This window comes from Mesorhizobium sp. ES1-3 (genome assembly GCF_020164795.1).
Classification (GTDB): Bacteria; Pseudomonadota; Alphaproteobacteria; order Rhizobiales; family Rhizobiaceae; genus Mesorhizobium.
Genome location: NZ_JAIUGW010000028.1, coordinates 39,965 through 55,652, shown reverse-complemented (window position 1 = coordinate 55,652; position 15,688 = coordinate 39,965). Strand labels below are relative to the sequence as shown.

The 15,688-nt window shown below is 64.1% G+C and carries 18 protein-coding genes; 17 read left to right on the top strand and 1 reads right to left on the bottom strand.

Annotation, left to right across the window (positions count from 1 at the left end; all coding sequences use genetic code 11):
- The first annotated feature begins 63 nt into the window (after positions 1–63).
- The 10 genes from glyA (at position 64) to LB536_RS26945 (ending at position 7,365) form a co-directional block, all read left to right on the top strand.
- Positions 64–1,377 (top strand): serine hydroxymethyltransferase, encoded by a 1,314-nt coding sequence (glyA, locus tag LB536_RS26990; protein WP_019857608.1) that lies wholly within the window; start codon positions 64–66, stop codon positions 1,375–1,377.
- Positions 1,378–1,457: 80 nt separating this feature from the next.
- A complete protein-coding gene (locus LB536_RS26985; protein ID WP_411966596.1) occupies positions 1,458–2,036 on the top strand; it encodes a hypothetical protein in 579 nt (192 codons plus the stop codon).
- 198 nt (positions 2,037–2,234) lie between these two features.
- On the top strand, positions 2,235–2,714 hold the full coding sequence (gene nrdR, locus LB536_RS26980; protein ID WP_015318247.1) for a transcriptional regulator NrdR: 480 nt from the start codon (positions 2,235–2,237) through the stop codon (positions 2,712–2,714).
- A gap of 2 nt (positions 2,715–2,716) precedes the next feature.
- The gene (ribD, locus tag LB536_RS26975; protein ID WP_224597935.1) at positions 2,717–3,853 is read left to right on the top strand and encodes a bifunctional diaminohydroxyphosphoribosylaminopyrimidine deaminase/5-amino-6-(5-phosphoribosylamino)uracil reductase RibD; all 1,137 of its coding nucleotides are present in this window, start codon (positions 2,717–2,719) and stop codon (positions 3,851–3,853) included.
- Positions 3,854–3,859: 6 nt separating this feature from the next.
- The gene (locus LB536_RS26970) at positions 3,860–4,477 is read left to right on the top strand and encodes a riboflavin synthase (RefSeq protein ID WP_224597932.1); all 618 of its coding nucleotides are present in this window, start codon (positions 3,860–3,862) and stop codon (positions 4,475–4,477) included.
- A 70-nt stretch (positions 4,478–4,547) separates the two neighbouring features.
- Entirely contained in the window at positions 4,548–4,808 is a 261-nt protein-coding gene (locus LB536_RS26965) for a CopG family ribbon-helix-helix protein (protein ID WP_224597929.1), read from the top strand.
- Positions 4,808–5,083: a type II toxin-antitoxin system RelE/ParE family toxin gene (locus tag LB536_RS26960; RefSeq protein ID WP_224597926.1), complete on the top strand. Its 276-nt coding sequence runs from the start codon at positions 4,808–4,810 to the stop codon at positions 5,081–5,083. Before LB536_RS26965 ends, LB536_RS26960 begins: the two co-directional genes overlap by 1 nt.
- Before the next feature lie 79 nt (positions 5,084–5,162).
- Complete coding sequence (gene ribH, locus LB536_RS26955; protein WP_224597923.1) at positions 5,163–5,657, top strand: 6,7-dimethyl-8-ribityllumazine synthase; 495 nt, start codon at positions 5,163–5,165, stop codon at positions 5,655–5,657.
- Positions 5,654–6,154: a transcription antitermination factor NusB gene (gene nusB / locus LB536_RS26950; RefSeq protein ID WP_015318243.1), complete on the top strand. Its 501-nt coding sequence runs from the start codon at positions 5,654–5,656 to the stop codon at positions 6,152–6,154. Before ribH ends, nusB begins: the two co-directional genes overlap by 4 nt.
- Positions 6,151–7,365 (top strand): MFS transporter, encoded by a 1,215-nt coding sequence (locus tag LB536_RS26945; RefSeq protein WP_224597921.1) that lies wholly within the window; start codon positions 6,151–6,153, stop codon positions 7,363–7,365. Before nusB ends, LB536_RS26945 begins: the two co-directional genes overlap by 4 nt.
- Before the next feature lie 14 nt (positions 7,366–7,379).
- On the opposite strand, the gene LB536_RS26940 is transcribed toward LB536_RS26945, so the two are convergent.
- Positions 7,380–7,952, bottom strand: a complete 573-nt coding sequence (locus LB536_RS26940; protein WP_140755382.1) for an NADPH-dependent FMN reductase — start codon at positions 7,950–7,952, stop codon at positions 7,380–7,382.
- Between LB536_RS26940 and LB536_RS26935 the strand changes: the two genes are divergently transcribed.
- The 7 genes from LB536_RS26935 (at position 7,869) to LB536_RS26905 (ending at position 15,589) form a co-directional block, all read left to right on the top strand.
- A complete protein-coding gene (locus LB536_RS26935) occupies positions 7,869–8,117 on the top strand; it encodes a hypothetical protein (RefSeq protein ID WP_224598007.1) in 249 nt (82 codons plus the stop codon). The two genes, LB536_RS26940 and LB536_RS26935, sit on opposite strands and share 84 nt — an antisense overlap.
- A gap of 53 nt (positions 8,118–8,170) precedes the next feature.
- On the top strand, positions 8,171–9,082 hold the full coding sequence (locus LB536_RS26930; RefSeq protein ID WP_224597919.1) for an ABC transporter substrate-binding protein: 912 nt from the start codon (positions 8,171–8,173) through the stop codon (positions 9,080–9,082).
- A gap of 207 nt (positions 9,083–9,289) precedes the next feature.
- On the top strand, positions 9,290–10,453 hold the full coding sequence (locus LB536_RS26925) for an ABC transporter permease (RefSeq protein WP_140809160.1): 1,164 nt from the start codon (positions 9,290–9,292) through the stop codon (positions 10,451–10,453).
- Complete coding sequence (locus LB536_RS26920; RefSeq protein ID WP_224597917.1) at positions 10,450–11,388, top strand: ABC transporter ATP-binding protein; 939 nt, start codon at positions 10,450–10,452, stop codon at positions 11,386–11,388. The genes LB536_RS26925 and LB536_RS26920 overlap by 4 nt, the downstream gene beginning before the upstream one ends.
- The gene (locus LB536_RS26915; RefSeq protein ID WP_224597915.1) at positions 11,385–12,134 is read left to right on the top strand and encodes an ABC transporter permease; all 750 of its coding nucleotides are present in this window, start codon (positions 11,385–11,387) and stop codon (positions 12,132–12,134) included. The genes LB536_RS26920 and LB536_RS26915 overlap by 4 nt, the downstream gene beginning before the upstream one ends.
- 154 nt (positions 12,135–12,288) lie before the next feature.
- Positions 12,289–13,257, top strand: a complete 969-nt coding sequence (locus tag LB536_RS26910; RefSeq protein WP_224597913.1) for a hypothetical protein — start codon at positions 12,289–12,291, stop codon at positions 13,255–13,257.
- A 190-nt stretch (positions 13,258–13,447) separates the two neighbouring features.
- On the top strand, positions 13,448–15,589 hold the full coding sequence (locus tag LB536_RS26905) for a sodium-translocating pyrophosphatase (RefSeq protein ID WP_140755370.1): 2,142 nt from the start codon (positions 13,448–13,450) through the stop codon (positions 15,587–15,589).
- Positions 15,590–15,688 lie beyond the last annotated feature (99 nt).

The window sequence follows — 15,688 nt, the reverse complement described above, 5'->3', positions numbered from 1 at the left end:
GTCCAGTGGTTTGGGACGACGGCATCCAAGAATTTACCCTTCCAACCCCGGGGAACTCAGGCCATGGCAACAGCAGCGGCGGCGTCCAACAAATTCGAATCCTTCTTCGAAACCACTTTGGAAGATGCCGATCCGGAGATCTTCGGCGCCATCCGCAACGAACTCGGTCGCCAGCGCCACGAGATCGAGCTGATCGCTTCGGAGAACATCGTCTCTCGCGCCGTGCTCGAAGCGCAGGGGTCGATCATGACCAACAAATATGCCGAGGGCTATCCGGGCAAGCGCTACTATGGCGGCTGTCAGTTCGTCGACGTGGCCGAGGAGCTGGCCATCGAGCGCGCGAAAAAGCTGTTCGGCTGCAACTTCGCCAACGTCCAACCGAATTCCGGCAGTCAGATGAACCAGGCGGTGTTCCTGGCGCTGCTGCAGCCCGGCGACACCTTCATGGGCCTCGACCTCAATTCCGGCGGGCATCTCACCCACGGCTCGCCGGTCAACATGAGCGGCAAGTGGTTCAAGGTCGTCTCCTATGGCGTGCGCAAGGAAGACCATCTGCTCGACATGGACGCCATCGAAAAGACCGCGCACGAGACCAAGCCGAAGCTGATCCTGGCCGGCGGCACAGCCTATTCGCGCATCTGGGACTGGAAGCGCTTTCGCGAGATCGCGGACGCGGTCGGCGCCTATCTGATGGTCGATATGGCGCACATCGCGGGCCTCGTCGCCGGCGGCGTGCATCCCTCGCCCCTGCCGCACGCCCATGTGGTGACGACCACCACGCACAAATCGCTGCGCGGCCCGCGCGGCGGCATGATCCTGTGCAATGACGAGGATATCGCCAAGAAAATGAACTCGGCGGTGTTCCCCGGCCTGCAGGGCGGCCCGCTGATGCATGTCATCGCCGCCAAGGCGGTGGCCTTCGGCGAAGCGTTGAAGCCGAGCTTCAAGGTCTATGCCGAAAGCGTCGCCGCCAATGCCAAGGCGCTGGCCTCCAGCCTCAAGGAAACTGGTCTCGACATCGTCTCCGGCGGCACCGACAACCACCTGATGCTGGTCGACCTCAGGCCCAAGAACGCCACCGGCAAGCGCGCCGAGGCGGCCCTTGGTCGCGCCAACATCACCTGCAACAAGAACGGCATCCCCTTCGATCCGGAAAAGCCCTTCGTCACTTCGGGCGTACGGCTGGGCACGCCGGCCGGCACCACGCGCGGCTTCGGCCAGGCCGAATTCCGTGAGATCGGCAAGCTGATCGCCGAGGTGCTGGATGGGCTCAAGGTCGCCAATTCCGACGAAGGCAATGCCGCGGTCGAGGCTGCGGTCAAGGCCAAGGTCGTTGCATTGACCGATCGGTTCCCGCTCTATCCCTATCTCGGTTGACCGGGCGCGAAGCGTCATCTTTTATCCACCGGCGGTGCGTCACCCCTGATCGGGTGACGCATGGAACTGGAGAATTGATGATGCGCATTTTTTGTCTTGCCTCATTCGGCGCCTTCGGCTGGCTGGCTGCTTGCGGGCCTGTTTTGGCGCAGACGCAGCCCGCCCCGGAAATGCCAGCCACCAGCACTTTCGGCCGCTGGACCACCATGGTCGATACGCTCGACACCGGCCAGGACGCGCACAAGACCTGCGCCGCCTCCACGGCGTTCTTCGACGCGGGTGGCAATTCGGGCACGCTGACATTGTCGATCTCGACAGGCGATGCGCTGCCGCCCGATGCTTATCCGGCCGTCATGATCACCATCGACAACCGGACCCTGCCGACCGACAAGAAGATCGCGGCCATTTTCGGCGATCCCGGCGTCAAGGTTTCCGCGACGGTTTACTCCAACGATGCCGTCAATGGCCGTCCCAGCTGGACGGTCGACAACCAGGCCAAGACAAGTCTCGCGCTGCTGCGGGCCATGCGAAAAGTCACGTCGCTCGACGTCACCTTCGGCAAGCAGGCCGTTGCCAGCATTCCGATGGACGGTTTCACGAAGGCCTATCGCAATCTCGGCACATCTTGCGGCTTCCCAACCAAGGACGTTGCGCCTTAACGGCTTGGCGGGCAGGGGACGATGGACATTCTCTGGAAAGGGGCATTGCCGTCTGGCTGCTTGCCGCGCTGGCAATCTTCCTCGCGCCTCGCTATCTCTGAGGCGCGGCAGGCCGTCGAAGAAACGGAACTGCTTCAATCCGCACCGGAAAGGCTCTAATCCTTTCACCTCACCAGATTCGCGAACCCAAGGCTCTCCATGCGCTGTCCCTATTGCCAGTCCGAAGATACGCAGGTGAAGGATTCGCGCCCCGCCGAGGACGGCGCGGCGATCCGCCGGCGGCGTGTCTGCCCCGATTGCGGCGGCCGTTTCACCACGTTCGAGCGCGTGCAGTTGCGCGACCTCGTCGTGGTCAAGAAATCAGGGCGAAAAGTACCCTTCGACCGCGACAAGCTGTTGCGCTCGGTCGAGATCGCGGTGCGCAAGCGCAATGTCGACCCCGAACGCATCGACCGCGCGGTGACCGGCATCGTGCGCCAGCTCGAAAGCTCCGGCGAAACGGAAGTGGCTTCCGGCGAGGTCGGCCGGCTGGTCATGGATGCATTGAAGTCGCTCGACGATGTCGCCTATGTGCGCTTCGCCTCGGTCTATCGCAATTTCCGTGAGGCCAAGGATTTCCACGAGTTGCTCGGCGAGCTGAAGGGGGACGAGGAAAAGAGCGAAGAGGACGCCGGCTGAGGATGGCAGGACGGCAACGCAGCGAGGCCGAACAAGCGGCCCTTGACCACCGTTTCATGGCCGCGGCCTTGCGGCTGTCGCGCAAGAACGCAGGTCGCACCTCGACCAATCCGTCCGTCGGCACGATCATCGTGCGTGACGACGGTTCAGGCCCGATGATCGTCGGCACCGGCGTCACCGCGATTGGCGGCCGGCCGCACGCCGAGACCGAGGCGCTGGCCGAGGCCGGCGAACTCGCGCGGGGCGCCACCGCCTATGTCACGCTCGAGCCTTGCGCCCATCACGGCCGCACGCCGCCTTGCGCCAACGCGCTGGTCAACGCCGGCATCGCGCGTGTCGTGGGCGCTGCCAGCGATCCCGATCCGCGGGTCTCCGGCAAGGGCTATGCCATCCTGCGCGAGGCCGGTGTCGAAGTGGTGGAAAAGGTGCTGGCCACCGAAGCTGCCGAACAGATGGCGGGTTATTTGATTCGTTCTCTGAGAAAGCGCCCGGAAATTATTCTGAAGCTTGCGCTTTCCAGCGACGGCAAGATCGGCAGGGAAGGCGCCGGCCAGGTCGCGATAACAGGCGACATGGCGCGCCGCGAAGTCTACCTGATGCGCGCCGAGGCGGACGCCATCCTGGTCGGCATCGGCACGGCGCTGGAAGATGATCCGGCGCTGACGGTGCGTTTGCCCGGGCTGGAGAACCGTTCACCGGCACGCATCGTGCTCGACCGCCAGATCAGGCTGCCGGAGGGCTCGAAGCTTGTGTCGGGCGTCGATCGCGTACCGCTTTACGTCGCGGCTTGCCTGGAGGCCGATCCGCAGCGCCGGGCGGCACTCGAGCGCGCCGGCGTACGCTTCATCGGCACGGAGACGCACGAGGGCGGCGTCGCATTGCCGGAGCTGCTTGAGGATCTGGCGGCGCTCGGCATGGCAAGCGTGCTGGTCGAGGGCGGTGCCAAGGTGGCGAGCGCTTTCCTGGCCGACGGGCTGGTCGACCGCATCGTGCTGTTCCAGGGACCCGAAGCGATCGGCGAAGACGGCATTGCATCGCCTGTCGACGCTGACCATATCCCGGCAGGTTTTCGCAAGCTGCGCGAGATGCGGTTCGGCGAAGACGGTTACGCCGAATGGACCAGGGATTTTCAGGGATAGCGATCGATGTTTACCGGGATTGTCACCGATATCGGCACCGTGGCCGCCATCAAGCCGCTGCGGGAAGGGGTGGGACTGCGCATCGACACCGCCTATGATCCCGAGACCATCGCCATCGGCGCCTCGATTTCCTGCGGTGGCGTCTGCCTGACGGTCACGGCATTGCCCCACAGCGGCTCGAATGCGCGCTGGTTCGAGGTCGAGGCCTGGGAGGAGGCGCTCAGGCTGACGACGGCGGCGGGCTGGAAAACGGGCACTAGGATCAATCTGGAGCGGGCGCTGAAGATCGGCGACGAACTCGGCGGCCACATCGTTTCGGGCCATGTCGATGGCACCGCCGAGCTCGTCGAGCGCAGGGATGAGGGCGATGCGGTGCGCTTCACGCTGGAAGCGCCGCGCCATCTGGCGAAATTCATCGCGCCGAAAGGCTCCGTCGCGCTCGACGGCACCTCGCTCACCGTCAACAGGGTCGAGGGCACCCGCTTCGACGTGCTGTTGATCCACCACTCGCTGACCGTGACCACCTGGGGCGAGCGCAACGCCGGCGACCGCGTCAATCTCGAGATCGACACCATGGCCCGCTACGCGGCGCGGCTGGCGGAGGCCGCGAAAGAGGGGCTGTAGGCACAGCCCCAATCTCACCTCGACTTAATCAACTTTAATCGCTATGATTAAACTTGATTGCGAGGCTTGAATGGACACAAAAGTTATCACCGCTCATGTTCCGCTACCGCTTGCGGAGAAAGTGGACCAACTGGCTGCTCGACTTGAGCGTCCGCGCGGGTGGATCATCAAACAAGCCCTTTCCGCTTGGGTCGATTTGGAGGAGGAACGTCGACGGCTCACGCTTGAAGCGCTGGCCGATGTCGACGCTGGTCGGGTTATAGACCACCAGGCCGTTCAGGCATGGGCCGAGAGTCTTGGTACTGAAAAGCCACTGCCGGTACCACGTTGATGGAGCTGAAGTGGACCAGTAAGGCTTTGTCCGATCTGGTCAGGCTTCATGACTTTCTTGCACCAGTGAACAATCAGGCGGCAGCCCGTGCGGTGCAGTCGCTGGTTGCCGCCCCAGCACGGCTAATCGAGTATCCGCGTATCGGGGAGAAGCTGGAAGAGTTCGAGCTGCGCGAAGTCCGCCGCATTTTGGTCGGCAACTACGAGATTCGCTATGAGATAGCGAACGCCACGATTCTGTTGCTGCGCCTGTGGCACACGCGAGAGGATCGATAGGACGACTAGCCCACGGGCAATCTTCCGCTTGCGATCAATCCGGCTTCGGCCTAAGTCACCGGCGACCCCGGAGACATCTATGGCTGGCACATCCCAACACGGCAAGGCGTTCATCCGTCCCAAGACGAAGGCGCACTTGCTTATCATCGAGGCGCGCTTTCACGACGACCTTGCCGACGCGCTGCTCGATGGCGCGACAAGCGCGCTCGATGAAGCGGGCGCGACTTACGACGTCGTCACTGTTCCCGGTTCGCTCGAAATTCCCGCGGTGATCACCTTCGCGCTCGACGGCATGGCCGAAGGCGGGATGGGCTATGACGGTTTTGTCGCGCTCGGCACCGTTATCCGTGGCGATACCTATCATTTCGACATCGTCGCCAATGAATCCAGCCGTGCGCTCATGGACCTGTCCTTGCAGGACTCGGTCTGCATCGGCAACGGCATCCTGACCACCGAGAACGATGCACAGGCGTGGACGCGGGCCAAGCGCTCGGAAGGCGACAAGGGCGGCTTTGCCGCGCGTGCGGCGCTGACCATGATCGCGCTGAAGGAACAGTTGGGAGCGCGATCGTGAGCGAACCCGCTTCGCCAGGACAGCCCGCGGTGCGCCACGCCAACAAGCGCGGTGCTGCCCGTCTGGCTGCCGTGCAGGCGCTCTACCAGATGGATGTCGCCGGCAGCGGTGTGTTCGAGATCACCGCCGAGTACGAGGCGTTCCGTCTCGGCAAGGAAGTCGACGGTGCGCTTTATCGCGAGGCGGACGCGCAGTGGTTTCGTGCCATCCTGACGGGCGTCGTCGAGAACCAGAAGACCATTGATCCGATCATCCGCCAGGCGCTGACCGACGACTGGCCGCTGTCGCGCCTCGATTCCACGCTGCGTGCCATTCTGCGCGCGGGCGTCTATGAACTGATGAAGCGCGAGGACGTGCCCGTGGCGGTCATCGTTACCGAGTATGTCGATATCGCCAAGGCCTTCTACGAGGAAGACGAGCCGAAGCTGGTCAACGCCGTGCTCGACCGTGTGTCACGCCGTGTGCGTGGCGAGGGCCGCGGCAAGGACGCTTCGTGACCGCCATCGCCGTCGAGGCGGGCAAGGAGGCGCGGCGGACCGCGCTGATCCTCGCCGCCTCGCAGGCGATCATTGGCTCGGCGGCTCCCATAGCCATCTCCATGGGCGCGCTGGCTGGGCAGTATCTGCTCGGCGCCGACAAATCCCTGGCGACGGCGCCCATCACTGGCTTCAATCTCGGCGTGGCGCTCGGCGCCTTGCCGGCTGCGGCCATCATCCGATGGCTCGGCCAGCGGGGCGGCTTCATGACCGGAACCGTCGTCACCGCGCTCGGCGGGCTGGTCGCCACCCTGGCGTTGTTCCACGGCAGCTTCTGGCTGTTCGCGTTCGCATTGCTCGTCATCGGCGTCGGCGGCGCCTTCGTCCAGCAGTTCCGTTTTGCCGCTGCCGACAACGCACCGCCGGCGTTCAAGGCGCGCGCCATCTCCTTCGTGCTCGCCGGCGGCATCATCACCGCCATTCTCGGGCCTCAGATCGTCATCTTCACCCGCGAATTGTTCGCGCCAGTCATGTTTGCCGGTTCTTTCGCCTCGATCCTGCCGCTGGCGGCGGCCGGGGCCATCATCCTGTCGTTCCTGCGCTTGCCGGCGAAGGCCGCGAGCAAGGTGGTGGACGTTGCCGACGGCGATGCCAGACCCCTTTCCGAAATCGTGACGAAGCCGCGTTTTGTCGCGGCGCTCTTCTGCGCCGTCGGCAGCTATGCGTTGATGAGTTTCGTCATGACCGGCGCGCCGCTCGCCATGGTCGGCTGCGGCCTGTCCGAGGACGATGCGACGCTGGGCATCTCCTGGCATGTCATGGCGATGTTCGGGCCAAGCTTCTTCACCGGCTCGCTGATCCATCGCTTCGGCGCCGAGCGCATTGTCGCCATCGGCCTGCTGTTGCTGACCGGCTGTGCCGTCGTTGCCTTGTCGGGCCTGGCGCTGTGGCAATTCTGGACAGCGCTGATCCTGCTCGGCCTCGGCTGGAATTTCGCCTTCATCGGCGCCACCGCCATGGTGGCGGCCAGCTACCACCCTTCCGAAAAGGGCAAGGTGCAGGGCTTCCACGACTTCGTCTTGTTCGGCTCCGTCGCCTGCGCGTCGCTGATGTCGGGCATGGTCTACAACGCCTGGGGCTGGACGATGCTGAACTGGATGATCTTTCCGGTCGCCGCCCTCTGCTTCGTGGCACTCGGCGCGCTGAAGATAACGAGCTTGCGACCGGCTTGACGCCGATTTGAAAATTATGCGTCCGGCGGCAGGACCTGAAGCACCCGCGCTATGAACATATGGAACTCGGCCATATAGTTGCGCAGGAAGTCCTCGGTGGATTCAACTGTCACCTCGCCCTCATCCGTGATCAGCCCCGGTGTAAACTGGATATAGGCTTCGGGCGCATTCATCTGCGGCGAGTTGCAGAAACCCAGAACGCTGCGCAGGCTTTGTTGGGCGACGGCGGTCGCGATGGCCCCCGGCGATGTTCCGATGACGGCGGACGGTTTGCGCGCGAATGAATTCTTGCCGTAGGGGCGACTGGCCCAGTCGATTGCGTTCTTCAGTCCGCCGGGGATCGAGCGGTTATATTCCGGGGTGACGAACAGCACGGCCTGAACGGAGGCGATCGCCTTTTTGAAAGCTTGGGCGGCTGGTGGGAAATTGGCGTCATAGTCGTAGCTGTAGAGCGGCAGATCCTTGAAGCCGATTTCCGTCATTTCGAGTTCTGGAGGGGCAAGTTGAACGAGCGCCTTCGCGAGCTTGCGGTTGATGGATTCCCGGGCAAGGCTGCCGATGAGATAACCGACCTTGTGTATGGCCATGACACGCTCTCCGTGTTTGCCGCCCGCACCCTCGGGGCATTATCCGCCGGAAGGCGGCCGATCGCCAGCCCGCTGTTGCCGCCGCGCCGAAATCGGCGCGTCTGGAACAAAAATATTGCGCTGATCGCCTTTCTTATGAAACCGTATGCCCCGACTGGCCGTTGAAGCCATGCTCATATGCGCCCACCGCATTCCGGTTCACAGCAAGGGATTTCACAATGTTTTCAATCAAGCATCTGGTCGGCGCCGCTGTCGCGCTGAGCCTGTCAGCCGTTTCCGCGAGTGCTCAGGTCGTCGTTTCCTCGAAGATCGACACCGAGGGTGGCGTGCTCGGCAACATCATCCAGCTCGTCCTCAACGCCAACAACATCAAGACCACGGACCGCATCCAACTCGGCGGCACGCCGGTAGTGCGCAAGGCGATCATCGCCGGCGAGATCGACATCTATCCCGAATACACCGGTAATGCGGGCTTCTTCTTCGAGAAGGCCGATGACCCCGTTTGGAAGGATGCGGCCAAGGCCTATGAGACGGCCAAGAAGCTCGACTACGACGCCAACAAGATCGTCTGGCTGTCGCCGGCGCCGGCCAACAACACCTGGGCGATCGCCCTGCGCAAGGAAGTCGCCGAAACCAACAAGCTCGCCACGCTGTCCGATTTCGGCAAATATGTCGCCGGCGGCGGCAAGATTGTGCTGGCGGCCTCGGCCGAGTTCGTCAATTCGGCCGCAGCCCTGCCGGCCTTCCAGACCACTTATGGCTTCACGCTGAAGCCGGACCAGCTGATCACCCTTTCGGGTGGCGATACGGCAGCGACCATCGCCGCGGCCGCCAACCAGACCAGCGGCGCCAACGCCGCCATGGTCTACGGCACCGATGGCGGCATCGCGCCATCGGGCCTCGTCGTGTTGACCGACGACAAGGGCGTGCAGCCGGTCTACCAGCCGGCGCCGATCATCCGCGAATCCGTGCTGAAGGAGCACCCGGAGATCGAGACGCTGCTGAAGCCGGTCTTCGCCAAGCTCGACCTCGTCACGCTGCAGGAACTGAACGGACGCGTGCAGGTCGGCGGCGAGCCGGTCAAGAGCGTCGCCGAGGACTTCTTGAAGAAGAACGGGTTTTTGAAATAGTCAGCCTGAACTCGTGACACCGGTGCGAGGCGCCCCCCTCTGGCCTGCCGGCCATCTCCCCCTCAAGGGGGGAGATTGGCAGTTTGTGCGCCTCGCTTCTTTTTACAGCGCCGAAGATTGGCGAAGGCCGTCACGACATCCGATCTCCCCCCTTGAGGGGGAGATGTCCGGCAGGACAGAGGGGGGCGCCTCGCGCAAACGCGCCTTATGACCCTGCGTTTCGACAAGCTCGGCGTAGTCATCGCCGTGATTGCTGCCTATGCGGCTTTCGCGGCGCCGTTCGCCACGTTGCGGGCCAACCGCATCGTCCCCGGCCAGGCGCGTTCGATCCTCGAAGCGCTGCCGGCAATGATAGGACCGTTCCTGCTTGCCATCATTGTCGTTGCAGTGCTCGTCGCGCTGTTCAAGACGCCGCTCATCTTGCGCCTTGCAGCCAGCGCGATCGCGCTTGTCGCGCTTGCGCTGCTCATCGGTGTCGCCGGCACGTTCCTCACTCCGGCCGGCAATAGCTTTGCCCGGGTCTCGCCAGCCTCCGGCTTCTGGATTCTCATCTTCGCCTTCACGCTTTTGCTCGCCGACGTATTGACCCGGCTCAACCTGTCGCCTTGGGCGCGCGTCGGCGTGCTTGTCGTTGCGGCGCTGGCCATCGGCTTGCTGCTGATTTCGGGACGCTGGGACAGCCTCTCGATCCTCAAGGAGTATTTCAACCGCGCCGACAGTTTTTGGGCCGAAGGCTCCAAACACGTGACCCTGGCGCTCGGCTCGCTGCTTGCCGCCGTGATCGTCGGCTTGCCGCTCGGCATCCTGTGCCACCGCGTCGAGAGCCTGCGGGCCGGCGTCCTCAACGTCTTGAACATCATCCAGACCATTCCTTCGATCGCGTTGTTCGGCCTGCTGATCGCGCCGCTCGGCTGGGTCGCAACCCACGTGCCGGGAGCCGCCGCGCTCGGCATCAGGGGCATCGGCACGGCGCCCGCCTTCGTCGCGCTGTTTCTCTATTCGCTGCTGCCGGTGGTGGCCAACACCGTGGTCGGCCTTGCCGGCGTGCCGCGTGCCGCCAACGATGCGGCGCGAGGCATGGGCATGACCGACCGCGAGCGCCTGTTCGGTGTCGAGTTTCCGCTGGCCTTTCCGGTGATCCTCACCGGCATCCGCATCGTCCTGGTGCAGAACATCGGCCTTGCGACCATCGCCGCGCTGATCGGCGGTGGCGGTTTTGGCGTGTTCGTGTTCCAGGGCGTCGGCCAGACGGCGATGGACCTGGTGCTGCTCGGCGCCGTGCCGACCGTGGCGCTGGCTTTCGCCGCCGCCATCATTCTCGACGCGGTGATCGAAATGACCGCCACCAAGCGCAGGGTTGAAACGGCATGATCGAGATCGAAGGCATCACCAAGCGCTATGACGCGACGACGGTCGTCGACAACGTTTCGATGATCATCGAGCCACGGACCATCTCCGTTATTGTCGGCACCTCGGGCTCCGGCAAGACGACGCTGCTGCGCATGATCAACCGGCTGGTCGAACCGACATCAGGCACCATCAAGCTCGACGGCGCCGACAATCGATCAGTGCCCGGTTACGAACTGCGCCGCAGCATCGGCTACGCCATCCAGGGCCACGGCCTGTTTCCGCATCGCACCGTGGCGCAGAACATCGCCACCGTGCCGGTGCTGCTTGGCTGGGACAAGGCTCGCATCAAGGCCCGCGTCGATGAACTGATGACGCTCTACCAGCTCGATCCCCTGGAATTCGGGCCGCGCTACCCGCACGAACTCTCCGGCGGCCAGCAGCAGCGCGTCGGCGTGGCCCGTGCGCTTGCCGCCGAACCCAACGTGCTTTTGATGGATGAGCCGTTCGGCGCGCTCGACCCGATCATCCGCACCAAGGCGCAGGAGGATTTGCTGGCGATCCAGAAGCGCTTCGGCACCACCATCATCCTCGTCACCCATGACATGGAGGAGGCCGTGCACATGGGCGACAGGATCGCGGTGATGGATGCCGGCAAACTCGTGCAATATGCGAGGCCGGCGGAGGTCCTGGCGAAGCCGGCCAACGCCTTTGTCGAGACGTTGGTCGGCGCCAGCGAAAGGCCATTCAGGCTGTTGTCGCTCGGTCGGGTGCGTGACGCGGTGGAGCAGGGCGGAGCCGAAGGCGAAGCGATCCCCGGCGACGCCAGCCAGCGTGACGCGCTTGCGGAACTTCTCTGGTCCGGCAGGCCGGCGCTGCCGGTGAAGGGCGCCGACGGCAAGCCGATCGGCCGCGTCACCGTGGATGGCCTGGTCAAGCGGGCGGCGAGGCCGGCATGAAAGCCTGGCTGCCTCTGCTGCTCAGGCTTGCGCTGGTGGTGTTGCTTGCTGCCTTCATCACCAGCCCGGGTTGGTTCGAGCCGTTGCTGAAGCCGCTGACCGAAAACAACGCTCCCGCGATCTACAACCAAGGCAGCCTGCTGACGCTGACGCTGCTGCATCTGCGCACCGTGTTGATCGCGACCGTCGCGGCCACCATCGTCGCCGTGGCGCTTGCCATCCTCGTCACCCGGCCCGCAGGCGCCGAATTCCTGCCGCTGTCGCGCAGCCTGGTCAATATCGGCCAGACCTTTCCGCCGGTGGCGGTGCTGGCGCTCGCCGTGCCGGCGGTCGGCTTCGGCGAGAAGCCGACGCTGATCGCGCTGTTTCTCTACGGCCTGCTGCCGATCTTCGAGAACGCGCTCACCGGACTGACGACGCTGCCGGCCAATGTCGTCGAGGCGGCGCGCGGCGCGGGCATGACCGGCTGGCAAAGGCTCACCAAGGTCGAACTGCCGCTCAGCGCGCCGATCATCCTTGGCGGCATCAGGCTGTCGGTGGTGATCAGCCTGGCCACCGCCACCATAGGCTCCACGGTGGCCGCCAGGACGCTCGGCGAGGTGATCATCGCTGGGCTGCTGTCGAACAATCTGGCCTTCATCTTGCAGGGCGGTTTGATCGTCGCGGCACTTGCCGTGCTGATCTATGACGGACTATCCGCGGTCGAGCGCTACGCGGCGCGCCGGATGGGGCGTGAGGCGGAATAGCTGTCAGCGCGCGTTGGCAGGGCAAAGTGGTCGAGAATTGCCGCCAGGGGGGCCGCCTTCTCAAGGCCCTTGCCATTGTCTTGAAAATCGCAACGCTTGGTCAACCAAGGTGAGCGCAAGGCACAGGCTCAACGGCACCAGGTGAGGCAGGAAGATGGATTGGCTAGCAGGCCTCGGTCGCAGGCTTTGGCGCTCCGGTGAAGCAAGGCCGGCGCGGCCAGTCGGCTTCCCGATTGCGATCTTGTCGTTCGACAGGCCGGGCTATCTGCGCCAGGTGCTCTACAGCCTTCGCCCGCAGATCGCCGAGCCGGACAGGGTGGTGCTGTTTCAGGATGGCGGCTGGAACCGCTGGAGCGGCCGCCAGAAGGGCAATGCCGAACTGATTGCGCAGTGCGTTGCCGCCTTTCGCCGGATCATCCCGTGGGGGGAGGTAGTCGAGGCGCCGGAAAACCTCGGCATCGCGCTGAATTATGAGCGCGCCGAGCGTTACCTGTTCGAGGATTCGCGGGCAGAGAAGGCGCTGTTTCTCGAGGATGATCTGCTGCTTTCGCCCAACTATCTCGGCGTTGTCGGGCAACTCCTCGATCTCGCCGAGCAAGACCAGCGCATCGCCTATGTCGCGGCCTATGGCGATCTCTGGGCCGGCCGGCGCAGCCAGCGGCACCGAGCACACGACCTCATCCCGATGCACGAGAACTGGGGCGCCGCGCTCACCCGATCCGCCTGGCTGGCCGAGCGGCCTTTTCGCAAGCAATATCTCGAACTGGTCGGCGATTGCGACTATTCCAGGCGCGATCACGAAGCGATCAAGGCTTTCTATTCCGGACGCGGCTGGAAGAATGAGATCACCAGTCAAGATGCCGCCCGCTGGATAGCGTGCGCCGAACGTGGCGCGGTGCGGGTTACCACCTTCGCCTGTCACGCCCGCTACATCGGCATGCACGGCGAACACTCCACTCCCAAGCTGTTCAAGGCGTCGAAGTTTGACAAGACGGTGGTGTTCAGGGGCACTCCGCCTGATTTGACCGCGCCGACGGACGATGAGGTGGCGTTGTGGCTGGGTACCGAGCGCCAGCGCTTTCAGGGCGGCGGCAAGCCGTTCTATGTCGGGCACGGGTTGTGATCCGAATTTAATCGGTTTGCACGAAGCAATGCGGCGAAAGCCGGGCAAAAACCGAACAATATCTTGACGTTCGCAGCCCTGTTTCGCATACACCGATGCGAAGAGGGGGATTCCATGCACGGGATTCCGTCTTTGTCTCAACGGCCCAGGGAGGGGTTCTTTTGGGCCAACAATCGAGGAAAACCCGGCAATGACCATAATTTCCGCCGTCATCGCCTGCGGCTTGCTTTCTGTCCTTTACGCCATATGGGCGACACGTTCGGTCCTTGCGGCCGACCAGGGCAACGCACGCATGCAGGAAATCTCCGCCGCCATTCGCGAAGGCGCGCAGGCCTATCTGGCGCGCCAGTACAGCACCATCGCCATCGTCGGCGTGGTCGTGCTCCTGCTCGCCTGGTGGCTGCTGTCGATCACCGCCGCCGTCGGCTTCCTGATCGGTGCCGTTCTGTCGGGCGCAGCCGGCTTCATCGGCATGCATGTTTCGGTGCGAGCCAATGTGCGCACCGCACAAGCGGCTTCCAACAGCCTCGCCGCCGGCCTCGACATCGCCTTCAAGTCGGGCGCCATCACTGGCATGCTGGTTGCCGGCCTGGCCCTGCTTGGCGTTTCGATCTACTACCTCATCCTCACTCATTTCCTCGGTCTCCAGCCTAACGACCGCATCGTCATCGACTCGCTGGTCTCGCTCGGCTTCGGTGCTTCGCTGATCTCGATCTTCGCCCGCCTCGGCGGCGGCATTTTCACCAAGGGGGCCGATGTCGGCGGCGATCTGGTCGGCAAGGTCGAAGCCGGTATTCCGGAGGATGATCCACGCAACCCGGCCACCATCGCCGACAATGTCGGCGACAATGTCGGCGACTGCGCCGGCATGGCCGCCGACCTGTTCGAAACCTATGCGGTGACGGTCGTCGCCACCATGGTACTCGCCGCCATCTTCTTCGGCGGCACCGCTGTCCTCGGGGCGGCGATGCTGTATCCGCTCGCCATCTGCGGCGCTTGCATCCTGACCTCGATCGTCGGCACCTTCTTCGTCAAGCTCGGCTCCAACGGCTCGATCATGGGCGCGCTCTACAAGGGCCTGATCGTGACCGGCCTGCTGTCGGTCGTTGGCCTCGGCGTCGCCACTTCGGCCACGCTAGGCTGGGGCGAGGTCGGCACCGTCGCCGGCATCACCATCACCGGCAAGAACCTGTTCATCTGCGGCCTTATCGGCCTTGTGGTGACCGGTCTCATCGTCGTCATCACCGAATACTACACCGGCACCAACAAGCGCCCCGTCAACTCGATCGCCCAGGCGTCGGTAACCGGCCACGGCACCAACGTCATCCAGGGCCTCGCGGTCTCGCTGGAATCGACGGCGCTTCCGGCAATCGTCATCGTCGGCGGCATCATCGCCACCTACCAGCTCGGCGGCTTGTTCGGCACGGCGATCGCCGTCACCACCATGCTCGGCCTCGCCGGCATGATCGTGGCGCTCGATGCCTTCGGCCCGGTAACCGACAATGCCGGCGGCATCGCCGAGATGGCGGGCCTGCCCAAGGAAGTGCGTCACTCCACCGACGCGCTCGACGCGGTCGGCAACACCACCAAGGCGGTGACCAAGGGTTACGCCATCGGTTCGGCCGGCCTCGGCGCGCTGGTGCTGTTCGCGGCCTATTCGAACGACCTGAAGTTCTTTGCCGCCAATGGCGACAAGTATCCCTACTTCCAGGGCATGGGCGAAATCTCGTTCGATCTCTCCAACCCCTACGTCGTCGCCGGTCTGATCTTCGGCGGCCTCATACCCTACCTGTTCGGCGGCATCGCCATGACGGCCGTCGGCCGCGCGGCGGGCGCCATCGTCGAGGAAGTGCGTAAGCAGTTCCGCGAGGATCCGGGCATCATGGCCGGCACCTCGAAGCCGAACTATGCGCGTGCCGTCGACCTCCTGACCAGGGCGGCAATCCGGGAGATGATCATCCCGTCGCTGCTGCCGGTGCTGGCGCCGCTCGTCGTCTATTTCGGCGTGCTGCTGATCTCGGGGTCGAAGGCGTCCGCCTTTGCCGCGCTGGGCGCCTCGCTCCTCGGCGTCATCGTCAATGGCCTGTTCGTCGCGATTTCGATGACCTCGGGCGGTGGCGCCTGGGACAACGCCAAGAAGTCGTTCGAGGACGGTTTCACCGACAAGGACGGCGCCAAGCACCTGAAGGGTTCCGAGGCGCACAAGGCTTCGGTGACCGGCGATACGGTCGGCGATCCCTACAAGGACACCGCCGGCCCGGCAGTCAACCCGGCGATCAAGATCACCAACATCGTGGCCTTGCTGCTGCTGGCCGTGCTCGCGCACGGCTGAGACCAGGACTTAAAATCAAAAACCCGCGAGGAGCGATCCTCGCGGGTTTTCGGTCGCCTGAGACTTTCTGTTCCCCAAGTCGGGGAAGCAGGATCTAGG

Coding starts and splice junctions, on each gene's coding strand:
- LB536_RS26970 (WP_224597932.1), top strand. CDS start 3,860: ATGTTTACCGGGATTGTCACCGATATCGGCACCGTGGCCGCCATCAAG.
- LB536_RS26960 (WP_224597926.1), top strand. CDS start 4,808: ATGGAGCTGAAGTGGACCAGTAAGGCTTTGTCCGATCTGGTCAGGCTT.
- ribD (WP_224597935.1), top strand. CDS start 2,717: ATGGCAGGACGGCAACGCAGCGAGGCCGAACAAGCGGCCCTTGACCAC.
- nrdR (WP_015318247.1), top strand. CDS start 2,235: ATGCGCTGTCCCTATTGCCAGTCCGAAGATACGCAGGTGAAGGATTCG.
- LB536_RS26985 (WP_411966596.1), top strand. CDS start 1,458: ATGCGCATTTTTTGTCTTGCCTCATTCGGCGCCTTCGGCTGGCTGGCT.
- LB536_RS26940 (WP_140755382.1), bottom strand. CDS start 7,952: ATGGCCATACACAAGGTCGGTTATCTCATCGGCAGCCTTGCCCGGGAA.
- ribH (WP_224597923.1), top strand. CDS start 5,163: ATGGCTGGCACATCCCAACACGGCAAGGCGTTCATCCGTCCCAAGACG.
- LB536_RS26915 (WP_224597915.1), top strand. CDS start 11,385: ATGAAAGCCTGGCTGCCTCTGCTGCTCAGGCTTGCGCTGGTGGTGTTG.
- glyA (WP_019857608.1), top strand. CDS start 64: ATGGCAACAGCAGCGGCGGCGTCCAACAAATTCGAATCCTTCTTCGAA.
- LB536_RS26920 (WP_224597917.1), top strand. CDS start 10,450: ATGATCGAGATCGAAGGCATCACCAAGCGCTATGACGCGACGACGGTC.
- LB536_RS26905 (WP_140755370.1), top strand. CDS start 13,448: ATGACCATAATTTCCGCCGTCATCGCCTGCGGCTTGCTTTCTGTCCTT.
- LB536_RS26910 (WP_224597913.1), top strand. CDS start 12,289: ATGGATTGGCTAGCAGGCCTCGGTCGCAGGCTTTGGCGCTCCGGTGAA.
- LB536_RS26925 (WP_140809160.1), top strand. CDS start 9,290: ATGACCCTGCGTTTCGACAAGCTCGGCGTAGTCATCGCCGTGATTGCT.
- LB536_RS26930 (WP_224597919.1), top strand. CDS start 8,171: ATGTTTTCAATCAAGCATCTGGTCGGCGCCGCTGTCGCGCTGAGCCTG.
- LB536_RS26965 (WP_224597929.1), top strand. CDS start 4,548: ATGGACACAAAAGTTATCACCGCTCATGTTCCGCTACCGCTTGCGGAG.